Here is a 21,392-nt window from a genome sequence, read left to right on the forward strand (position 1 = left end):
CCGGGAGTTCATGGCAGCAGATGGTATTGCCAGACGTGTCCCAGGATGCTCCCTTCCACGTGCAGGGACGTATAGTCGCGTTGCACGGTCCGTCCGTCCTTCATCCTGAGGATATCGCCATGCACGGCTTGCGCTGCGGACCGGACATCCCCTATACGGCGGACGTATCCGGGGGGATCGGCCATGAGGACGCTGGTTGCCTGGGCAAAGAATTCGCACGAGGCCCCTGCGCTCGTGCTTTCACCATCGACGTTGAACATGTGGCAGAAAGCGGAGTTCGTCAAGCGGATCCGCCCCGAGGCATCCTCGAACATGATCCCGTCATTCAGGTTCTCCACCACGAATTGCAGCTGCCGGACCGCGAGGCGGAGATCCGCCTCGGTTTGCATACGGTGCGTCACATCGTGCTCGACACACATCACGCGCATCGCGCGGTTCGGGGCGGCATGGAGGAGCATCGCGGACACCTCCACGGTCACCGGCGACCCATCCAGACGCAGGAGCGTGAGCACCCCGTCGGTCAGCGGCTCGCCGCGCATGACTCCCGCAAGCATCAGTCCCGCGCGCTCTTTCTCGTCCGGTGCGACGAGTTCAAGGGCGTGGCGGCCGACCAGTTCCCCCGGATCGGCGCACCCGTGCATGGTGGCCTTCTGGGAATTGCAGAACAGGATGTTGCCGCTCATATCGAGCGTCGCGATGCCATCCGTGGAAAGCTCGACCAGGGAACGGTACATCGCCTCGCGCTCGCGCAGCCGGCGCTCGGTCTGATGTTTATACAGCCCGATCTCGATCGCCGTACGAAGTTCTCGTTCGTCGAAGGGCTTGAGAACGAATCCAAAGGGGTCTATCGTCTTGGCACGGCGGAGCGTTGCATCGTCGGAGTAGGCACTTGCGAAGACGATGGGGATATCCTCTTCGTGGAGGATCGTCTTCGCTGCTTCGATCCCGTCCACTGCCCCCTTCAAACCGATATCCATCAGGATGAGATCGGGATGGGTGCGGCGCACTTGCGAGAGCGCCTGATCGCCGCGCGAGACCACGCCGGTGACGATATATCCCATCTCCTCCAGGCGCCGTCGCACATCCTCTGCGACGATCACTTCGTCCTCGACGATCATGATCGACGGTGTCGCCCGGCTGGCGGCGTTGTCAACACTTTCCAGGTCCACGGTACTCGCTGGCATGAAGAGATCCTTCTGTGGGGGGAGACATGCCACTGCGTGCAATATACAATGCATCCCTTCGAATTCCAAGTTGCTGGCCGCTATTCGCCACGTGTGCATACATCGGTGACGATCCGATGAGCATATCCGCAAAACCTTGCGGTTGTCGCGGGTCCTTTCTGGTATCCCGTTTGCTATCCATTCATGCAGGAATCGCTATCATGACGGAGCACCAGGAAAAGGGGCCTATGGGAAGCTGGAACGGTATCGCTGATTGTCCGAAGTGCGGGAGCAAAGGGACCATGCTCGTACACGGTGAGACGAGCACATTGGAGATCGATGGGTGTTGGGTATGCGGCTATGGGAGGGACGTGCAGGGGGCGGTGGCAGGATTCATGCCATTGCAGCATCTTCGTGTCGAGCGCAGGCGCCCCGGAGCCCAGGTATCTGGAGGTTGATGGAGCAGGAGACCACACCGCCGCCCGTGCCGGAGTTTCGTACCCGGCCACGGAGTCTACCGTCGTTCGCCGTCGGCCCCCGGGAGCGTGACCGTGCACCGGGCGCCCGTTGCCGGTGCCGGCATGTTGGCATACACGATCGTTCCCCCATGCTTCCGGACGATCTCGTTCGAGATCGCCAGCCCTAACCCCAGTCCGAATGAACCACTCGCTGTTTTCGTCGTGAAGTGGGCTTCGAAGATCTTCGGCAGGACATCCTCGGGGATCCCCGGTCCTGAATCCACGAAGGAGATGACCACGGTGCCTTCCTCCCCCGCCTGTGTTTGCACGGTGAGTTCTCCACGGTCGTGCATCGCATCACAGGCATTCAGGATCACATTCGTCCACACCTGATTGATCTCGCCCGGCCGGACCTGCACAGGCGGCACATCGTCGAGCTTGAGATGCACGGTCACATTCTTCAGGCGATTCCCGAGGAGGAGAAGCGTCTCTTCGATCCCGCGCCGCACATCCACGCGTTCGACATCGTCCTTCGATTGACGGCTGTATCCCTTGAGGCTGGAGACAAGATTGCCTATCCGCGTGCTCGCGATCTCGATGTTCCGCAGGAACATCCCGATCTCGAACCACGGGATCAGCTCCCCGATGCGCTGCTCCGCGTCCGGCTGGTCAAGGCGCAGCGCATGAGAGAGCTCATCAAAATGCGCGGGTGGGATCTGCGCGAGGGTTCGTATCAGGCTGCGCCGAATCGAGGGGAACTGCCCCTCCAGAAGATTCATCCTCTCCTGTTGTGCGGCGGTGTCAGGCGTGGAACGTGCCTGCCCCAGGGCGAGCATCCGGTACGGCATCGCATTCTCCGCACCGAGGGCGTCCGGCAGCAAGGATGAGATCGTTTCCGCACCGCGCAGCAGCGCAGAAACGGGATTGTTGAGTTCATGGGCGATGCCGGCCACGAGTTGACCGAGGATCGCCATCTTTTCCTGATGGATGAGGCGGTTCCTCGTGCTCTGCAACTCGTCCAGTGCGTGCTGCAGTTGATTGCGCTCGATCTCCACCTCGCGCGTCAGCGCTGCGACCTCAATATGGAGATTGAGGATGCGGCGGTAACGGTCGGCGAGATTCGTGATCACCAGCGATTGCAGTTGCTCCGCCAGGCCCGGCTGCTCCCGGGGGAGGACGTCGAACTCCCGGCGCTTGATCCTCATCGCCACGACATCGGTCTTTGCACGTGCCGTCGAGAAGACCTGCCCCCGTCCATAGAAGGACAGGACGCCGACGAGGTCGCCCGCCTCCAGCGTGCCGATCGCCACTTCGTCTGCCGTCGCGTATCCTTTCAGCAGCAGGACGCGACCCTCGAGAATGACGAAGAGTGCATCATTGAGATCACCCTCGCGGATCAGCAGGTCTCCATGCGTGTACGTTCGTACCGTTCCGACGGGGAGACCGTCGTTGATGGCGCTGTGAAGCGCGGCGATCGCAGGATGGTCCGCTGCGTTCTCGCCTTCGAGGAGTGTATAGGTCATTGTCCTTCGAGGAAGGCCCGGTAGGCATCCGGGTCCGGGGCATACTCCCGGATGTATTCACCGAGCAGGTTCCTGACCACGGCGACCAGTTCGTCCTGGTTCCAGGGCTTGCCGATATAGTAATCGAGCTTTGCGAAATTGACCGCACGAACCATCGCCTCAAGCCCGGCCTGCCCCGTGAGCAGGACCTTCCGGCAGGTTGCCGTATACGGGTCGCGGTAGAGTTCAACGAGGAATTCCACCCCCGTATCGCCCGGCATCACATGGTCGCACAATGCGATCCCGAGTTTGTCCTTCGCCTGTTCGATCCGTGCAACACAGTCGCGGGCCTCGGCCACGGAACGCGCAGTATAGAGCGGGAACCGGTCTTCGAGCGATGCGAGGTCCTTGACGACCGCGTCAAGGACCTCGGCCTCGTCCTCAACGCAAAGAATGCAGATTCGGGATGCCATGGGTCAGATTCTGAGAATGTGCGGGCATTGCATAAGATCTTTTAAAAACATACACTTTTTTTGCCGGAAGTTCCACCGGAACCCACTCCGAAGGCTTGCTGTTCTATCAGGAGACAGGACACTACGACAATGGATACGCATACATTCGCATCGCGACTCAAAGAACGCCGCGATTCGCACGCACTGGGGCTTCAGGTCAAGGAAAGCACCGCCCGCTTCGTCCAGGACCTCCTTGCCCTCCTCTTTCCACACTTTTGCAGGGAAGAATTCAATGATCCGGGTGAGATCTCGGCGAGGATCACCCTGCTCCAACGGGATCTCACCCTGCTGGTCCGGCCCTTTCTGAACGACAAACCGGACATCGCTGCCGAAGCCTCGCAGAGCTTCGTTGCGGCGCTTCCCTCGATCCACGATCGGTTGTGGCTCGATGCGGCGGCGATCCACGAAGGCGACCCCGCGGCGGAAAGCATCGATGAGGTCGTGCTTGCGTATCCCGGATTCACCGCGATCGCCATCCACCGCTTCGCACACAAGCTCTATGCTCTCGGGATCCCGGTATTCCCCCGCCTGCTCACCGAATACGCTCATCAGCTTACCGGCATTGACATCCATCCCGGCGCAACGATCGGCTCGTCGTTCGCGATCGATCATGGCACAGGCCTGGTGATCGGAGAATCAACAGTGATCGGAAACCATGTGAAGGTCTATCAGGGCGTGACGCTCGGTGCCTTGAGCGTGGACAAGAAGCTGGCGAAATCGAAGCGCCACCCGACGATCGAGGACCACGTCGTGATCTACGCACAGGCGGTGATCCTCGGGGGCGCGACGACGGTGGGCCATCACAGCATCATCGGTGGGAATGTCTGGCTCACGGAGAGCGTCCCGCCCTACTCCTTTGTTCAGGTAGAGCACAGGACGCTCGTCCGCTCACAGACGGATCCGGGGTTGAACGGTACGTACGTCATCTGAAACGGAAGACCCTGCCCTGCCTAGAGCCTGAACGAAAGCCCCACCATGAACATCGGCTGGATCTTCGGCTGGTTGACAGCGCTATCGGCCTCCCTGAAGGTGAATCCTTCCCGGTCGTTCACATTGTCTCCATCCGGCCCGTACGACGTGTCGTGCCCCGTGAGCACGGCGTTCGGGTAGTAGTCAAGCCCCGCACTCAACGTGAGGCCCATGATCCGTCCCATCGGAAAGGTTGACCGCAGGCCCGTTCCCACTCCCCATTGGTTGCTGATGATCTCGAAATCCTCGTTGCCGCCGACGTAGATGAACTCGCCTGTGAAGAGTGAACGCCTGACCCCCAGATAGAATTGCGCGTTCTGAAGTCCCAGCCACCTCACCGGGAACAAGAAGTCCAGGTGAAAGCCCCATATCCAACCGGATTTGTCGGGGGTACCGTTCGTCGCGTCATTGATGAAGATCTTGCGAACATCGAGTGCCCGTCCGGGATCGAGGCGGATGTGTGTGATGCCGAGTTCGATCGCGAGGGGAAATCCCTGGGCGAAGTTCCCTACGCTGCCGGCGACACGGAATCCTGCCCCGCCCTTGTACCCTCCAAGCGTCGTGAGATGGTGAAGTCTTCGGCGGAGGAACTCCCTGCCCCCAGCAACGTAAGCGCGATCAAAGCGAGACCCAGAACGGCTCTCTTCATGAGTACTGCCTCCCTACACAGTGTCGGTTGGATGTCGGGCGCTCGCAGCTCGCCACTGAGGGAAAAGGTAGTGAATTCACCTCGCTTTGGAAATCGGACAAACACAGTATTCTTCTAGTATCTTTTCCCTAGCCCCGATCTCCAGACATCCCCGTCACGGGCAACGGCTCATTCGAGTGACCATTCATACAATCCTGCCGAGAACCCTGCCGGCAGTGTGATCATCAGCCGGATATCCATGGTCTTCACGGGAACGAATGTCACATGCGACGGCACATTCACTGCGGTTTCGACCGGGGATGTCAGCTGCACGGGCTTCCACGATGTGCCGTCATGGTACTGGATCTCCCACGACTGTGGTACGCGGCATTCCCCTGATCCGGTATCGTCGAACCAATACACCGTCACCCCGGAGACCTTCGATGGTTCCTGGAAATGGTATTGCACCCATTCCGTGCTCCCTTTCTTCGGCCACCAATGGAAGTACGGCGTGAGAGGGTCGTTCGAAGATGCCGGGATGAGCTGATCCTTGATCGCGTCCGGGCTCGTCCCGCCCGAAGTGGCCAGCGCACTCGTGTAGGCAAGCGTCGCTGCCGGGGCAGGCTTCGCCGCTTCAAGGGTCCGCGCCGGCCAAACGGTCATCTGATGCAATCCCCTGTGCGCCCACGCGTAATACGGAATGGCCTTGAATGGCCGGGCTGCACCGAGGGACCGTCCGCCTCCGGACGTGCGCTGTGACGCGAATGCGGTGCCGTTGATCACCTGAACCCCACCAAGGAGGTTCCGGTCAAAGGTCGACTGTAACTGCGCAGTATCCGGTATGACGCCATCCAGGAGCCAGGACGCCGGTTGGTCGGGCCCCTCGAGGCAATACACGATCGGCCCTCGCTCGAGAGCGACTTTCCCCCTGTCATCCACGATCTCCTTGTGCGCACGGACGCGTTGGATGGGCATGGGAAGTGAAAGTGCGATCTTGTCTCCCGGTTGCCAGGTGCGGGTCACGACAGCGAATCCCTTCTCGATGGTCACGGCCTGTGGAGCGCCGTTCACGGTCAATCCGATGGCGCACGTGATCGCGTCATCATACGTGTAGAGGTCAGAAGGTACCGGGTGTCCCTGTGCCCAGCCCGGGATGCGGAGGCGCACGGTGAAGGGGGCTGCCGATGTAAGCCCGAGAGAAAGGTTGATATCACCTGCCCAGGGGTAGCGTGACTGTTGCCGCACCTTGAGTGTCTGTCCGTTCAGGACCACCGACGCGCTTCCTCCGATATACAGGTTCACATAGAGCGAACTCCCACTTGTCGCATAGGCATACCCGGGGATCGAGGCCACGAAGCGCGTGTCATTCGAGATGCAGCATGCGCACGTGAACCATGCCGACCGTTCCTCGCCGGAAATGGATTCGAGCGGATTCGGATAGAAGAAGCGGTCTCCGGTCATCGCCACCCCGGAAAGGAATCCGTTGTACAGGACGCGTTCGACGACATCGAGGAACGATGCATCGCCGGTATGAAGAAACATGCGGTGCCCCCAGTACACCAGAGCGATCCCGGCGCATGTTTCGCAGTATGCTGTCAGATTCGGAAGATCGTAGGCAGGCCCGAACCCTTCAATGTTCCCGGCGGCGCCAATGCCTCCGGTGATATACAGTTTCCGCGATACCACATCATCCCAGATCTTCTGCAGCACGGGGAGGAACGCCGTGTCTCCGGTATACGCGGCGACATCCGCCATGCCGGCGTACAGGTATCCTGCGCGGACCGCATGGCCGACCGCTTCCGTCTGTTCAAGGACGGGGATATGGTCCTGATTGTACGTCATGCCTTCGGGCGTACCGTGGCCCCGTTCACGAATGAAAAAGTCTGCGAGGTCGAGATAGGCCTTCTTTCCCGTCACCTGGTAGAGGCGCACGAGTCCGAGTTCCGTGACCTCGTGCCCGGGAACCGTGCGCATCTTGTCCGGACCGAACGTGTTCACCAGCAGATCGGCATTCGCCAGCGCGATGTCCAGCAGATTGCGTTTGCCCGTTGCATAGAAGTGGGCCACGGCTGCCTCGTAGAGGTGCCCCGAGTTGTACAGCTCATGACTTCCCTTCAATCGGTCTCTCACCCACCGTTCCGGTGCCCAGGAGGCTTCGGGTTTCATGGTACGCATCGTGTACAGGTAGCCATCGGGTTCCTGGGCTTTGCGGATCTTCAGGATCAGCGAGTCCACCCGCGCATCAAGCAACGGGTCATACTGCACATGCATTGCATACGCCGCGCCCTCGATCACCTTGTACACATCCGTATCATCAAAACCGTAGCGCCCGCAGAACTTCCCTTCCGGAAGCAGCCCGCGCAGTACACTGTCAGCAAGCTCGAAGTTGCGGACCCTGCCGTTCGCTTCGCACTGGGCGATGGTATGCGGGATCGTGACGGTCCGGTTGGTCTCCAGACGTTTGGACCAGAACTCGTCCTCGACACGGACCTCCGTGAAGCGTACGGGGGCGATCGGATAACCTGGAGTCTGCGACTGTGCAGCCGGACCGGGAAGCGATACGGTAAGCACGGCCATGAGGATACAAGGGTTGAGAACGCGCATGGTGGTCCCGATGAAAGTGAGCGGAAGGATGACCGCAGAAGATAACGAAGATTGCGCAGAAAGAAAACAGGGGCAGCGTACTGCTGCCCCTGTCTCCCCTTTCCATGTGCCGGTCGTCCCCTTACGGGGTGACCGTCAACCCGAGCCACCACTGGAGTTGTTCCAACTCGCCCCCATCCGGACGCTCGGCGAACACCGGCACCATCAGGACCCGCGCCTGGAACACCGGCGAAGGTGTGATCGTGAGGCCTGCCATGAAGGTCGTTGTGATGTCCGTCGTCGTTTCCTGCGGCTGGGTATACCGTTCACCGAAATTGTATTTGTCCGTCACCGTGCCATTCTCGTTCACGTACCTGCGCTGAAACGTCGCCAGCGTCATGTCGTTGATCTCCCACCGCGAGATGTCGCGGCACAGCCCGAGGAGAATACCCGCGACCCGTGATGCGCGGATGGTGACGAACACGGGAACCCGGAAGCTACTCCGCTTCGCCGTGAATGCCCAGTGCAGGTTCTTCGATTCGATGTTCTCATGCAGGTACGCATAGGGATTCTGTGTGGACGTTGTGGTATACTCCGACATTCCCCGCACCTCAACGCCTTCATCGGTCCGGATCTCACGCGAATACAGCTCCAACTGTCCCCCGAGGGAAAGCGTGATATTCTGATCGATGTCCCATGTGAACGTCGCCAGGAACAGGTCCGTATTCGACTTGTCTTCGCCCGACCCGGTGCGACGGTCCAGCAACTGAGACCGCGAATGCGAGTGCACGGTTTCGACGTTGTTCGTCCATGAAGACGAGCTGCTGTTCGTATCGGTGATGAAGGAGGCGGTCGACAGGGCGACCGTGGACCAGCGTGGCCGGTAGAACAGTGTCATCGCGGTGCGGGTGCCAAGACGCGAACGGAGTTCAAATCCGAGATCCGTTGTCGACCCGGTGTTCACCCATTCGCTGAGTTTCCCGCCAGAATGGACATACATGCTTGAGTACTGGTTGTTGCTGACGTATCCATAGTACGACGTGTCTTCGTTCGACAGCGCCTGCGTTCCCGTGCCCCGGAGATGCCCGCCGGAGATACCGAACGTTACACGATCCGAGAGGTGGAAGAGCAGGCCTCCCGACAGTTCCGAATGCTGGTATCCCTGATCCCGCTTTTCGCGGCTCGACCAGAGCGAGCTGGCCTGGGAGGAGTAGGAGGAGTTCCACAGGTTCGTGGATCCATAGGCACCGTTGCGATCGTGCAACACACGGCCAAACTTCACGCCGGCTTCAAGCCATGGCGTGGGTGCGTAACGCGCGAACAGGGAGATGAAGTGGCCATTCTGATGCATGTTGTCATCACCGCTGTATCGGTCCACGATGGGCATGTCCGACGCGGCAGCCGCGCTGCGCCCCGTGTAGTCCGCCCCCATGACACTTTTATAGATGTCCGACGGGACGTCGTAGTACTTCTCATCCTGGAGCATGAGCTGGTATGTGCCGCCGACGAGAAGCTCAGGAGCGATATCCGCCAGCGGGCGCACGATGACGGCTCCGGAGAAGACCGGCTCGAGCACCTTGCGCGTACTCAGGTATGTCGTCGGATACGGACGGTAGATCGACGAATACATGGCGTCCATGGTCCGGTATGTAGGGAAGACATACGAATCGTTGCTCCGCATGTTCCTTGATGCCCGGAAGTCCGTGTAGATCATGAACTCGTTTTGAAGGCTGTCGAGCCGCAGGTGCGCCGGGCTCAGCACAAGATCGAGCAGCGGGTCGCGCAGCACCCCGGGTGTCGTCCCGGCGAATGCCCCCAGGCCGTACGGAACGAGGTTCGCGGGTGTGAAGTAGAATTCATTCTGCTCAAAACCTTTTCCCTGGGCGCGTTCGCCCCAGTATTGTGCCTGCGCACTCGCAGCGGCGAGCGCGAGAGTGACGCCGAACAACACTATGCTCCAGCGATGTATCCTCATGGTCATACCCTTTAAGGAAGAATCGTTTTCAGTTGCGTGACCGCGGATCGCGCCAGATCAGGATCGGATCGGTTGCCGTTTTGACGAAGTCGCTGCACCGTCCGTCGCCCGTTCCCGCGATCCCACCGTCCGGGTGCCCGATGATCTTCCCCGAAAAGTCGTACAGATCGCTGTACTGGTCGCAGCATTGTGCCGGGACGAAATAGACGGTCGCTTCGTTGTATCGGTACTGCCAGATGGCCTGCGGCGGGTTTCCGACAGGTTCCGCGCTGTACTTCGCTATCAGGCTATCCACCCACATCGGGTGTATCGCCCCGGGTTCCACACCTGCATCCTCGCATACGAATCCCGTTCCTGCGAGGCACACAAGCACAAGCGCAACACCGACAATTTTCATCATCACTCCTCCTTCACTGTATCTTCGTTTGACAACGCTTTCGAATGTCAGGACACTTCTCTGTTTTACAGGGCGTAGGAGACTCCTCCTGTTATCGAGCGGCGCTCTTCCATCATGCGGTCGGGGAATTGCTTTGACAGCGGGATCGACTGCCGGCCTTCGATGCGGATGCCGAACGCCCCGATGATGCGGACCTCCAGATTCACCCCCGCCTCGAACGCCAGGATCTCTTCCGCAAGGTCTCTCCGCGAGATCTGCCCCTGACCCGCGGTCTCGACGACCTCGCGCCTCGAAACGATCCGGTAGGTCGCAGCATGATACGCGGCCCCGGCGAAGATGCCGACCGGAATGACCCAATGCGGGAGAAGATCTTCGGGGCGGATCTGCACCCGTACTCCTACTGCATGACTGCTATATGCTCCGAAAAGCCCCCAGTACGGTGCCCGGGCACCATCATCGGCGTACCCCCAGAATACGACCCACCGAAGCCCGGGCGTGAAGAGGTCACCACCCACCTGGACCTCCGGATAGAATACATACTCTCCACCAAGGGCACCTGCCAAATGGGGATCAAGAGCCCGGATGATCCCCGCATTGACCGACACATGATTCACATTCGTCTGCGCCTGAGCACAAACCACACCGAGACTGACAAATGCGATCGCGACCACCCCACAGAGATGGGATCGGGATCGCCCCGGCCAGTTCGCATGTCTCACGTCAGGAGCATCCCTCTGCACGCTCATTCGTCGACCACCACATTTCTGGAAATGCTCGTTGCGTAGTACACCGTATATTCGTATTCGGACGGCTCGGGCCCGCATCCCGCACACCCAACGTCTGTACTATTCGTTCCCTTCCCCTTCATCGCATTCGCAAGGAGGGTGTCCGGGTGAAAAGCACCGTCACGCATCATCGGCCGGCCCGTTGCGATAGCACCGATCGCAAGCGACTCGGCGGGCGTGTCCGTCCGGACAGAGAGAACGAAACCTCCATCGATGGAGGACACGGAAAGCGGCCGGTCCTCCGCCATCACGGCCGACCGGGAGATCTGGAGGGCTGTGTCATTCGCCGTTCTTGTGAACATCACCATAATGATGTCCCGGGCAGGGGCCCCATTCCGGTACGTGACCGTCCCGCTGATCGTGTACCGGTGATACGGCGGGGGCAACGGCGATGTCCCCAGCGCAAACGGAACAAAGCAGAGGACGGCAACGATGCCGGGGATCGTCCGCAGGAATCGCGAACCACATATGTGAACGCTGCACGTATGCATCATCGATGGCCTTTAGAACCGGAGCGAGAGCCCGATAACCGGGAACAGCGGGAACAACGCGAGTTTCCGTATGCGCGAGCGCCACGCAAGCAGGTGGTCCGGGTTGGGTGTGTATATCCATTCCACGGGATCAAGAAGCCCATACCCGTTGATGAGCCGGAACGACACGCTGCCGGAGAAACCGCCGAAGGCGATGCGCCGCGATACGTGAAGTTCAAGCCGTTCGAAACCGGGAAGACGGCTCCCGTTCACATCATTGAATTCGCCCTGCACGGCGAAGCGTACGCCGCTGACATCGGCCGGAGAACTCGGTGAGACCGATCCCGTCTCAAACCCCTCCGACTCCCAGCTCCCGGGATCAAGAACGGCGAGTGCTCCGAGAAGCCAGGCATCATCCGGGACGTAGCCGATCGACAGATGTATCTCGTGGGACGGAGAGAATGGTGGTACGAACGGAACGCCCCCACGCACTTCACCGAACCACCGTTCGGTGTGACTGATCGTATAGCTGATGGCCCCGCTTAACGGGCCCGTTCGCTTCCGCAACGAGGCATCCACCCCGTACGCCCGTCCATTTCCGGTGATGATCACGTCCGGGAGATCGCGCGGAACCGTGCCGGTCCATTGTGCATCGTGGAGGCGTGATGCATAACGGTAGAAGCCTTCAATCCCGAGCACGACGTCACCACTTCCCATATCACGGGTCATACCGAGAGCAAATTGTACCGAGGTGGTCGGGGAAATATCCCCGTCGGACGGATACCAGAACGGCGTCGGATAGAAGAGGAACGTGCCGCTGTTCCGGTACGGATGCATGAACTGGTTGATCGAAGCGAACGTGAGATAGGCACGCGTGGCTGGCGTGAATGCGATATGCAGAGCGAATCGGGGATCGATCCCCGACAGTGTGCTTGTCCGCCCGATGAAGGAGGTCGCCCGTACGCCCACCTCCGCACTCACGTGTTCGGTCATGGCGATCCGGTCCCTCGCGTACACCGAAAGATCCCAGACCTCCCGGGCATCGAGGTGATATGGTGCAAGTAGTGCATCAAATCCGCTGATCGATCCTTCGATGCCATGCCTTGTGATCTCGACGCCCCCGCCGAAGGTGTGCGTCGCATCATAGTACTGTTCTGCCTCAGCTTTCACCGTGACATCCTCGATCCGGTACGTCGAGGGCGCGATGGTCCCGGTCACAGGTGCGAAGGCGTGGTCCAAACCGAACCCATACCGTGTGTAGGAGGCGGCGGCATGAGCGAACAGCGTTGACGACACGATCGCGGACCAGCGGACGTTGTACGACGTGTTCCACCAACGCAGGTCGTTGCTGAGGACCCCCGCCGCGGAGGACGTCGCGTTCGAGTACTGGTCTGAACTCAGGTAGGCATTCGCGGTGACCCCGGACCCCGCAGAGAGCCGGTGATTCATCTTCGCAATGAACTCGAGCGTACCCAGGCGTGTCGGGGTGCCGTGCTGTGAAAGTCCCCCGATCGCTGCATCCGGCCAACCCCGCCGTGCAGTCACCAGGAAGGACGTTGCACCGTCGATGGGCCCCTCGACCGCGGCGTGCATACCGAGCAGATCCGCACCGGCGGTTCCCGTCACACGTTCACGCATGCCATCGCGCAGCGAAAGGTCGAGCATGCCCCCGATCCGTCCACCGAATGAGGCAGGGAGTCCCGTTCTCCCGATCTCGATCTCGTTCAGGGCTTCGGGGTGGAACGTGCTGAGCACACCCCCGAAGTGCGCGGGATTATAGATCCGTGCCCCATCCAGAATATATTCGTTGGGATCACCCGGGATCGACCGGATGAACAGGCCGCGGGAGAGGCCCGTACCCGTCGCGCCCGTCATCCGCTCCCCTTCCACCGTCATCTCTTCAAGCGCGATGCCGCTCTGGCGCAGCGCGATCTCGCATCGTGACTCCTGTTTTGGGTCGATCTCCAGTGGCCTCACATCAACAAGGTAGCCCACGCAACGGGTCTCCAGGAGATAGCTTCCCGCGACAACCGACCGCAGTGAGAAGAATCCGAAGGCGTTCGATGGACAGCTCCGCAGAGCGGGCCCGGCCCCGGCAGGATCCTGTCGCCGGAGAACCACGACCGCCCCCGCGATCGCGTCTCCGGTGACAGCATCGCGCACGGTCCCTGCAACCGTCCCGTCGTCCTCGCGCGCGATGATATGACGCTGCCTGATGATCACCTGCCGGCCCGTCGCGATGGCATCGAGTGGCATCCCCTCGAGGATCCCCGTGAGGGCGCGATCGAAGGGACATGCACTGCAGGCGAATGAGACACGGTACTCTTGCACATCCGCTTCCCGGTAGATGATGGGGATGCCGTACCACCGGCTCAGAGAATCGATGGCAGCGGCAAGCGGATGCCGCTCAAACGAGAACGTTCGCCCGGCGGGGTCCTGCGCCGGCGCCGTACAGATCCCGAGTATGATCAGGAGGCTAGTACAGAATGAACGCATCGGTTTCATGCCGGAGGGAGAGTCCCGTGAGTGTTGCAAGCGATGCCAACGCCTGATCAGCTGTTCTACTCTCAAGCGTTCCACTGATCCGCTCCCGCCCGGCGCCCGATCGTGAGACGCGGACCCGGACATCGAACCGGGCTTCGAGCTCCTCGCAGACAGAAGCCAGAGGTGTATCCTGGAAGATCAACCGATTGTGCATCCAGCCCGGATACGTTGCGTACCGGATCTCCCGTGCCGCGCACGACGTGTCGCCTTCCGCGATCAGCACCACCATCCCTTTGGTCAGTTCCACCGACCGGTCGCCGTCTCTGTAGGGAACGCGCACGCGTACCTTCCCGGAAAGGACCGCCACTTCGAATGCGCCGGGCCTTTCACGGACGTTGAATTCCGTGCCGAGGACTTCAACACTCCCGGCGGGGGTGATGACCTGGAATGGCGACCCGTTCTTACGAACCTTGAAGAATGCTTCGCCGTGGAGTCGAACGGTGCGGACTTTGCCAGGCTCCATTGCCGCGACCAGGACTTCCGACGTGTGGTTCAGGATCACGTCGCTGCTGTCGGCGAGCGTGATCGTCGACATCTGTCCCCTCCCCGTAGCAAATGTCTGATCCAGAACCGGTGTGCTACGCCAGAGCAAGAACACCATCATTGCGGCAGAGGCAAGTATCCCAGTGACAAGAGCCGGGCGGATGATCCGTGCCGGGATGCGGGTGGCCGGGGTCTGCCGCGGCTCAGGGACCGCGGTGATCGTATTGCGGAGCATCAGCCACCGCCGGTGCGTGTCCGGGTCGATGGTTCCCAGGCGCTCTGCCTCGCTGTGGATGAGGCGGTCGATCCCTTGCTCGGCCGCGTGACCTCTCGGTTCCCCCTTCCACCAGCCCCACATGCGATCAATGAGTGTGCGCTTCATGGCATCCATCCTCCTGAGTGTATAACGGATGAGATGCCGTTCTCCCCTATATTCCTGTTGCGAGTGATGCCGGTGAGCACTATTTTGTTTGAACCCCTCAGGAGAGCGAGTGGCAGGAACGCAGGACGAACAGCACCTCATAGCGGCAGTGAAAGAAGGCGATCTCGAGGCATTCGAGACGCTCTTCACGCGGTATCAGCCGGCCCTTCTGCGCAGCATCACCTTTCAGACACGGGATGTCGAAGCAGCGCATGATATCGTGCAGGAGACGTTCCTCCGCATCTGGCAACACCGCGGGTCCCTCAAACCCGGACTGAGCTTTCAGGCGCTGGTGTACCGTATCGGTTTGAACCTCGTGCGTGATATGTACCGGCATGCCGATACGCGCCAGCGGACCGCGGCAGACGTTCCACCTCCGCTCCCGCCCGAAGGGGCGGATCCTGTGAACGCCACGGCACACGCACTCCTCCAGGACGAGCTGCGGCGCATCCTGAGAGAGGAACTCCCGGAACGTTGCCGCGCGGTGTTTCACTTGAGCCGGTTGGAGGGGTTGTCAACAACAGAGGTAGCGAAGCAGCTCCACATCAGTCCGAAGACGGTCGAGAATCAATTGACGAAGGCCCTCCGCATCGTGCGGAGGGCCCTCCGTCACCACCTGCCTCCTGATTCCCGTGGATGAATGCACGCGGCCTCAGGAGTCCTCTGGCATCACCTCATCAACACCATCTTTCTCGTTTCAGTGTGCGTGCGGCCGGGCGTTTGTTCGGATGAGGCTTCGAACCGGTATATGTAGACGCCCGATGAAAGCCCCACCGCGTCGAAGCGCTCCTCATAGAACCCCGCTTCACGCACCCCTGCCACACCCCGCATCACTTCCTGTCCGAGCAGGTTGTAGACCGTGAGCACAACAGAGCTTCGCTCCGGAACGCCATACCGGATCGTCGTCGAAGGATTGAACGGGTTCGGGTACGCCGGCAGCAACTGATATGTCGCCGGCGGCGTCTCCCCTTCCACGATCCCGGTCAGCGTCCCGTTCCCCTGCACATACACCGTGTCCGCTCCCGGATGCGCGTTGCTGCTCACGAGGATCCATCCGCTTACCGCGCCCTGTGCCACAGGGGCGAACCGTATCGTATCGGCCACCGAGCCTGCCACCGGCACCATGCACTGGGTGAGACGCGGTGTGAAGACCGGCAACGACGACGTGACAGATGCGATCGTGATCTGCTGATTCCCGCTGTTGCCGAAGCTCACGACGGAATCACGTGTCGTCCCGACACGCACATTGCCAAAGTTGATCGTCGACCGCGAGAACGTCAGGAGATACGTGGCACCAACACCGCGCACCTTGATCGTATCAGGCGCACCCTGGGCATTGCTTGCGATGATGATGCTGCCTGCGGCAGGTCCCGGAGCACCCGGAGCAAAACGGAGTGTATCGAGCCGCGACGCACCCGGTGGCACCACCATGGCCGTGCGGGTGCTGCGGAAGATCGACCCGACCCCGGTGATGGACGTGACCCTCAACGTGTCCTGTCCGGTATTCTGGATCGTGATCACCGTGTCGCGCTGGCTCCCCACGCGCACGGCCCCGAAGTTCACAGAGTCCACCGACGTCGTGATCTGCGCGGTGACCCCGGGGTTCGTGCCGATGTTGAGCAGGAACGGACGGGTACATTCGCGCATCGCCGGTCCGTAGCCTCCCCCTTCTGACACGTCACGGTCGTAGTCCCACATCTGCACCTTCCAGTAGACCCGCCGGTACTGCTGCAATCCTTCGACGGTGAAATAGTTCGCAGGGAGCGACAATGCGATCGTGTCGCTTTCGAATTCATTCCCGCCCGGCGACTTCGTGTACGTCTTCAGCCCCGGCGATGTGAATGTGCTCACGCTGTCGAACAGTATCCGTACCTGACTGATGTTCTTGTTCGTCTGGTTGAACGGATCGGGGTCCTTGTTGTTCTTCCAGCGGAACTGCACCTGACCCGGAACAAAGCCGCTGTCGGGCGGTGAGATCAGTACGAACGGGTCCGGTGGATCGTTCTGCCGGTCCAGGAAGTACCCGAACCATTGGCCCGCGACACTCGTGTCCAGTCCGTCCGTTGCATACGGGCGGAAGTACACGCCGAAGTTCTCATACGCGGCAAGCGAGAACTGCAGCGTGTCACGCTGATCGTCGATCACGCCTTTCGATTCGAAGGGCCCCAGCCGGAGGCGGAACTGTTCCCCCACCGTGTGGTGCGCATGGGAGGTGTCCCCCCGCCGTGCGGTGAGACTGTCCGTGTACAGCATGATCCCGTAGGTGAGCGTATCCAATTCCCAATCGCCGCCGTAGGATCCCCGGCGGTCGCCACCTTTCTTGAAACTATAGATCATCCGTGATGCGGTGTCGATGCCCGCGTACACATCTCCGTTCGTGCTGAGATACCACATCGATTGCGACTGAACGAAGATACTGGGCTCGACCGGTGGTGCGGGAGGCGAGTTACGATAACAGTACTGCTCCAGCCAGGCGGTCGTGTCATTCGCTGCAGAGATGGCCCGGATGCGAACCATATACACCGTGCTGTCCTTCACAAGTCCTGCCGGAATGGTGTGTGTCGTCCCGGACGAGAGTGCGGCAACACGCACGATACGCTCGGCCTTCAGCAGCGTCTTCCCAGGGATCACGGCGGCCCCCGCAGACATCCGTGTCAGGTGATCGCTGATCACGGGTGCCCCGTTCTCATCCACGTTCGTCCAGATCTCCACCTCGTACGCCGATTGTGTTCCGGCGGTCACATTCCATCCCAGTTTCAGAGCGCTTCCGCTCTTGAGCCGGTATGCCCGGGTTGTATCATTGATGGTGAATCCGCCGATGGCCAGCGCCGGTGGGCCGCCGGGGCCCGCCGGTACAAGGTGGACGAATCCCCAGGTCTTGAACGCTGGCACGGTCACGGGCCCCACATGCCCCGTCACGGAGTCCACCCCATACGCACTACCCAGCATCACCCCCTGCGGGTTGTCGATCGAGTAGAACATCACCTGCATCAACTGCCCGTGCAGCGACGGGGAGACAGCGAAGTGGATGGCTGTCGGCCCGACGGCGATCCCTGCACGTGAAGGGATCTCCACGCTGTCGTTCAGCATCTGATACACGTAGGAGTGCACCAGAGTATCCTGGAACCGGAAGATGCGCATGGTCGCCGGTATCCCCGTGCCGGCAACATCGTTCACCGGAAGCGCGTACGTGAACCACTTGCTCAACGTATCACGGATGGCCGTGGCGACGGCACGCTTGTCAGGATCGCTCGCATGTTGCCAGGAGGTGTATGCCTGGCCGTACAACGGCGGGGGATATCCATTGGGCTCGTTGATGTGATGCGCGATCGTAATGAACCGGCCGCCCCCGTATGTTGACGACGTCGTCACGGCCTTGTCTGCCAGGCTTGCCCATGTGGCATTTCCTTGCGTTGCGCCCTTTTCGTCCTGCCATCCGGCATACTCAACGTTGCCGCGGACCGCGATCACGGTACCGCCGTTCTGGACGAACGTGAGCAATTGCGTGCGTTGATTGTTGGTCAACCGGAATGACTCAGGAGAAAGATGACCTTGAACGGTGTGAGGTCATTCTGCGACAGGTCATCCGGTACACCGAGCTTGTCCGGTTTGAACCAGATCACCCGGCAGGCGCGGTTCAGGTCGATCACCGCATCGAGGAGACCGGTGAATCCCCGTGCATCGTCGAGGGTCTGGGCCTGCGACATGACCACACCGATGTCCCCTGCGGGACTGACACTGTTCAGGATGGCACGCTGGGTCTGCGCCAGGAAATAGGCGGGGTAGGTCCCTGTGGACGGATACCCCAGTTGCGGCAGTCCGCCGCTGGCATACATCGTGGCTGCCGTATGCAGGACCGCATTCGTCTGGACCGGCTCGGGATAGAGATCGGTCGGCTGTGCGAGCGGGATGTCGGTGAGCGTGGGCGGGGACCACAGGACAAAGCGCTTCCCGATGCTATGGAATGCCTTCACCCGTGCCGTCAATGCGCCGTCATACGGGAACAGCTCCCCCCACTCAAAGAATTCGCCGATCGCATAGTCGCTGACGGCGTACCCTGCACCACTGGCGCCGCCGATATTGCTGGCACCGTTCAACGCGATCGTATATTCTTTCCCCTTCGTCGCGGCATAGGCGGTGCAACTGTCCTTCAGCGCCTGCCATCCCTGCCGGGTGCGGACGGCTTTGAATTCGTACCAATGCTGCAGCAGCGCCTTGACCTCCGCGGGGTCGCCATCGGTGTTCATCACCGTTTCATCCGTCTTTCCGATGCTGATCAGGTATTGGCGGATTGTTTGCGTGGCCGGATCCCAGGTACCGGTGCTCACCCCGAGTGCGGTGATGTAGTCCCGGAACGGAGTCATGTCGTGGGCATTGAATGCATCGGGTGGCTCGGTCCAGGCGCAATCGTGCTGGGAACCGTCCGCCCCGGCATCGATCGCCCGTTTGATGCAGGCGACCAGGAAGTTGCGCCACGCACTATCCACGACCGAGTGCTGGTTCTTCCCGCCGATGATCAGGTACTGCCCTTCAAGAGTCCTGCACGCACCAAAATATGGGTCGGTGATCCCCTGCCCATCCGCAAGGATCGAATCCACGCTTCCTTCCAGGAACGAGCCGTCAAGATTGACCCAGTATTTCCTCCCTGGGCATGAACAGCACTGATCAGAGGCCGCGCCTTCTCGACATCGCTCCTGACATGGAACATGTACTCGAGGCCACCAAGATGAGCCTGGACGCTTGGCATGAGCGGTGCCGGGATCCCCTGATACACCGTTCCGGCAAAATGGACGTCCTGCAACCACGTGGCATGAGGAAAGAGCGTGGGCTGTTGCGCGTAAGCAACAGTCGACAACAGGAACATGCAGATGATAGATTTTTTCATGAGTCTCCTCGAACTGGTGTGCGGGGCTTTCCCAACCCACAGGCGCACGAGCCACTTCCCCGCGTCGGACCTCGGAGGTCGTGGCAGTCCAGGTCTCAAAAAGCATGCTAGCGATGTCGTTCGGAAGGTGCCGGAAATGGCGGCAAATCGGGGATTTTATGAAAAGAGAGAGGCCACCCTGCGGTATCACCTATCTGATATCCGCAGGGTGGCCAGTATTCGCCAGGGGGTGATCAGTTGCGGGGAATGCCTTTCCGGGCAATGGTCTCCATGACATCGCAGAAACGGTCGAGTTCCCGGAGCGACGTGTACACATTCGGCGTGATCCGGTTCCCTTTGAACTCTTCGTGGTTGATCGCAACGGTGAAGATCTTATGCTTGTCCATGAGATACTTTGTGATCTCTGCCGGATCGACGCCCGGGATCTCAACCAGCGCGATGCCGCATGACTGGTCTATGCCGAACGATGTATGGAAGCGTACGTTCGGCAATGACTCGAGCTTTCCCGCCCAGTACGACCGGAGGAACCGGAGTCGCTCTTCCTTCCGCTTCGCTCCGAGGCCCTGGTGGAACAGGATCGCCTCCCCGATGGCCAGGCGTATAGCTGCCGAGTGCGTGCCGATCTCCTCGAACTTCCGGATATCGCTGCGTTGCTTGTGCTCGGCGGCCATCAACGGCCAGATCTTTTCGATCTTGTCGCGTTTCACGAAGAGGAGTCCCGTCCCTTTCGGGGCATACAACCACTTGTGAAGGCTGGTGCCGAAGTAATCGCACTGCAGGTCCTTCCAGCTGAAATCGAAATGCGCGAACGAGTGCGCACCATCCACGATGCACTCGATGCCTTTGCTGCGCGCCAGGGCACAGATCGCCTTGACCGGCGTGATCTGTCCGGTAAGGAACACGGCGTGGGAGATGAGGATCACTTTCGTTCGTGGCGTGATCCCGCCTTCGATCGCGTCGTAGATTTCCTGCAGGCTCTTCGGCGGCGTAGGGTACTTCACCTGTTTCAGCACGATCTTCTCGCGCAGCTCGCGCTGCTTGATCGTCGTGATCATGCGGGGGTAGTCCTGCGTGGTGGTCAGGACCTCATCCCCCGCCTTCAGGTCGAGGCCGAACAGGCAGTTCTCCAGTGCCTCCGAAGCATTGCGCACAATGGCGATCTCTTCGGCGTCACACCCGAACACGCCCGCGAGTCCCGTCCGCACGTTCTCGCTCTGCGGCTCAAGGATCTGCCACATCGTATACGGGGGGACATCCTCCTGCTCCCATGTGTAGCGGACCAGGGCTTCCGTGACGATGCGTGGGGAAGGCGATACGCCGCCATTGTTCAGGTTGATGATGCTGCGGGTGCTGTTGAACGCGCGCTGGATCTCGAACCAGAAATCCTCATCCGTTGCAGCGGCCTCCGGGGAGAGCCCCGCGACGCGGGACGTGGCGGCATGCAGCTCCTGATACAACCCGGCAACGGTCGACGAGGCAAGCGTGGCAAGGCCGATCCCCTTTCCTACACGCGCCATGAACTCGCGGCGGTCGTAATCGCAAGGTGGGACACCGTTCTCACTGATCATGGGACACCTTTCTCTGGTACGGCGTCACGGTGAAGGGCACATCACACAG

Annotated in this window: 16 protein-coding genes; 2 read left to right on the plus strand and 14 right to left on the minus strand. The window is 60.5% G+C overall.

Annotated elements, in window-relative coordinates:
* Positions 1-8 precede the first annotated feature (8 nt).
* From IPI01_02720 to IPI01_02730, 3 genes are all read right to left on the minus strand, one after another.
* A complete protein-coding gene (locus tag IPI01_02720; protein MBK7256736.1) occupies positions 9-1,184 on the minus strand; it encodes a response regulator in 1,176 nt (391 codons plus the stop codon).
* A 493-nt stretch (positions 1,185-1,677) separates the two neighbouring features.
* On the minus strand, positions 1,678-3,144 hold the full coding sequence (locus IPI01_02725; GenBank protein ID MBK7256737.1) for a cyclic nucleotide-binding domain-containing protein: 1,467 nt from the start codon (positions 3,142-3,144) through the stop codon (positions 1,678-1,680).
* The gene (locus IPI01_02730) at positions 3,141-3,596 is read right to left on the minus strand and encodes a response regulator (GenBank protein ID MBK7256738.1); all 456 of its coding nucleotides are present in this window, start codon (positions 3,594-3,596) and stop codon (positions 3,141-3,143) included. The genes IPI01_02725 and IPI01_02730 overlap by 4 nt, the downstream gene beginning before the upstream one ends.
* Before the next feature lie 129 nt (positions 3,597-3,725).
* Here IPI01_02730 and IPI01_02735 point away from each other — a divergent pair, with 129 nt between their 5' ends.
* Complete coding sequence (locus tag IPI01_02735; GenBank protein ID MBK7256739.1) at positions 3,726-4,565, plus strand: serine acetyltransferase; 840 nt, start codon at positions 3,726-3,728, stop codon at positions 4,563-4,565.
* A 20-nt stretch (positions 4,566-4,585) separates the two neighbouring features.
* Here the strand turns inward: IPI01_02735 and IPI01_02740 are convergent, their stop codons facing one another.
* The 8 genes from IPI01_02740 to IPI01_02775 all read right to left on the minus strand — a co-directional run bounded on the left by IPI01_02740 (position 4,586) and on the right by IPI01_02775 (position 14,851).
* A complete protein-coding gene (locus IPI01_02740; GenBank protein ID MBK7256740.1) occupies positions 4,586-4,951 on the minus strand; it encodes a hypothetical protein in 366 nt (121 codons plus the stop codon).
* Positions 4,952-5,421: 470 nt separating this feature from the next.
* The gene (locus IPI01_02745) at positions 5,422-7,809 is read right to left on the minus strand and encodes a glycoside hydrolase family 127 protein (protein MBK7256741.1); all 2,388 of its coding nucleotides are present in this window, start codon (positions 7,807-7,809) and stop codon (positions 5,422-5,424) included.
* A gap of 148 nt (positions 7,810-7,957) precedes the next feature.
* A complete protein-coding gene (locus IPI01_02750) occupies positions 7,958-9,790 on the minus strand; it encodes a hypothetical protein (protein MBK7256742.1) in 1,833 nt (610 codons plus the stop codon).
* Positions 9,791-9,818: 28 nt separating this feature from the next.
* A complete protein-coding gene (locus IPI01_02755) occupies positions 9,819-10,091 on the minus strand; it encodes a hypothetical protein (protein MBK7256743.1) in 273 nt (90 codons plus the stop codon).
* 161 nt (positions 10,092-10,252) lie between these two features.
* Positions 10,253-10,906 (minus strand): hypothetical protein, encoded by a 654-nt coding sequence (locus IPI01_02760; GenBank protein ID MBK7256744.1) that lies wholly within the window; start codon positions 10,904-10,906, stop codon positions 10,253-10,255.
* A 23-nt stretch (positions 10,907-10,929) separates the two neighbouring features.
* A complete protein-coding gene (locus tag IPI01_02765) occupies positions 10,930-11,466 on the minus strand; it encodes a hypothetical protein (GenBank protein ID MBK7256745.1) in 537 nt (178 codons plus the stop codon).
* A 9-nt stretch (positions 11,467-11,475) separates the two neighbouring features.
* Positions 11,476-13,947: a carboxypeptidase regulatory-like domain-containing protein gene (locus tag IPI01_02770; GenBank protein ID MBK7256746.1), complete on the minus strand. Its 2,472-nt coding sequence runs from the start codon at positions 13,945-13,947 to the stop codon at positions 11,476-11,478.
* Positions 13,919-14,851, minus strand: a complete 933-nt coding sequence (locus IPI01_02775) for a FecR domain-containing protein (protein MBK7256747.1) — start codon at positions 14,849-14,851, stop codon at positions 13,919-13,921. The genes IPI01_02770 and IPI01_02775 overlap by 29 nt, the downstream gene beginning before the upstream one ends.
* A gap of 109 nt (positions 14,852-14,960) precedes the next feature.
* Between IPI01_02775 and IPI01_02780 the strand changes: the two genes are divergently transcribed.
* Complete coding sequence (locus tag IPI01_02780; protein MBK7256748.1) at positions 14,961-15,530, plus strand: sigma-70 family RNA polymerase sigma factor; 570 nt, start codon at positions 14,961-14,963, stop codon at positions 15,528-15,530.
* 29 nt (positions 15,531-15,559) lie between these two features.
* Here the strand turns inward: IPI01_02780 and IPI01_02785 are convergent, their stop codons facing one another.
* The 3 genes from IPI01_02785 to IPI01_02795 form a co-directional block, all read right to left on the minus strand.
* Positions 15,560-18,415, minus strand: a complete 2,856-nt coding sequence (locus IPI01_02785; GenBank protein MBK7256749.1) for a choice-of-anchor D domain-containing protein — start codon at positions 18,413-18,415, stop codon at positions 15,560-15,562.
* Complete coding sequence (locus tag IPI01_02790) at positions 18,412-19,488, minus strand: hypothetical protein (GenBank protein ID MBK7256750.1); 1,077 nt, start codon at positions 19,486-19,488, stop codon at positions 18,412-18,414. The genes IPI01_02785 and IPI01_02790 overlap by 4 nt, the downstream gene beginning before the upstream one ends.
* Before the next feature lie 520 nt (positions 19,489-20,008).
* A complete protein-coding gene (locus tag IPI01_02795; protein MBK7256751.1) occupies positions 20,009-21,343 on the minus strand; it encodes an aminotransferase class V-fold PLP-dependent enzyme in 1,335 nt (444 codons plus the stop codon).
* Positions 21,344-21,392 lie beyond the last annotated feature (49 nt).

The sequence above is a fragment of the Ignavibacteriota bacterium genome (genome assembly GCA_016707525.1).
GTDB lineage: Bacteria > Bacteroidota > Ignavibacteria > UBA10030 > UBA6906 > JAGDMK01.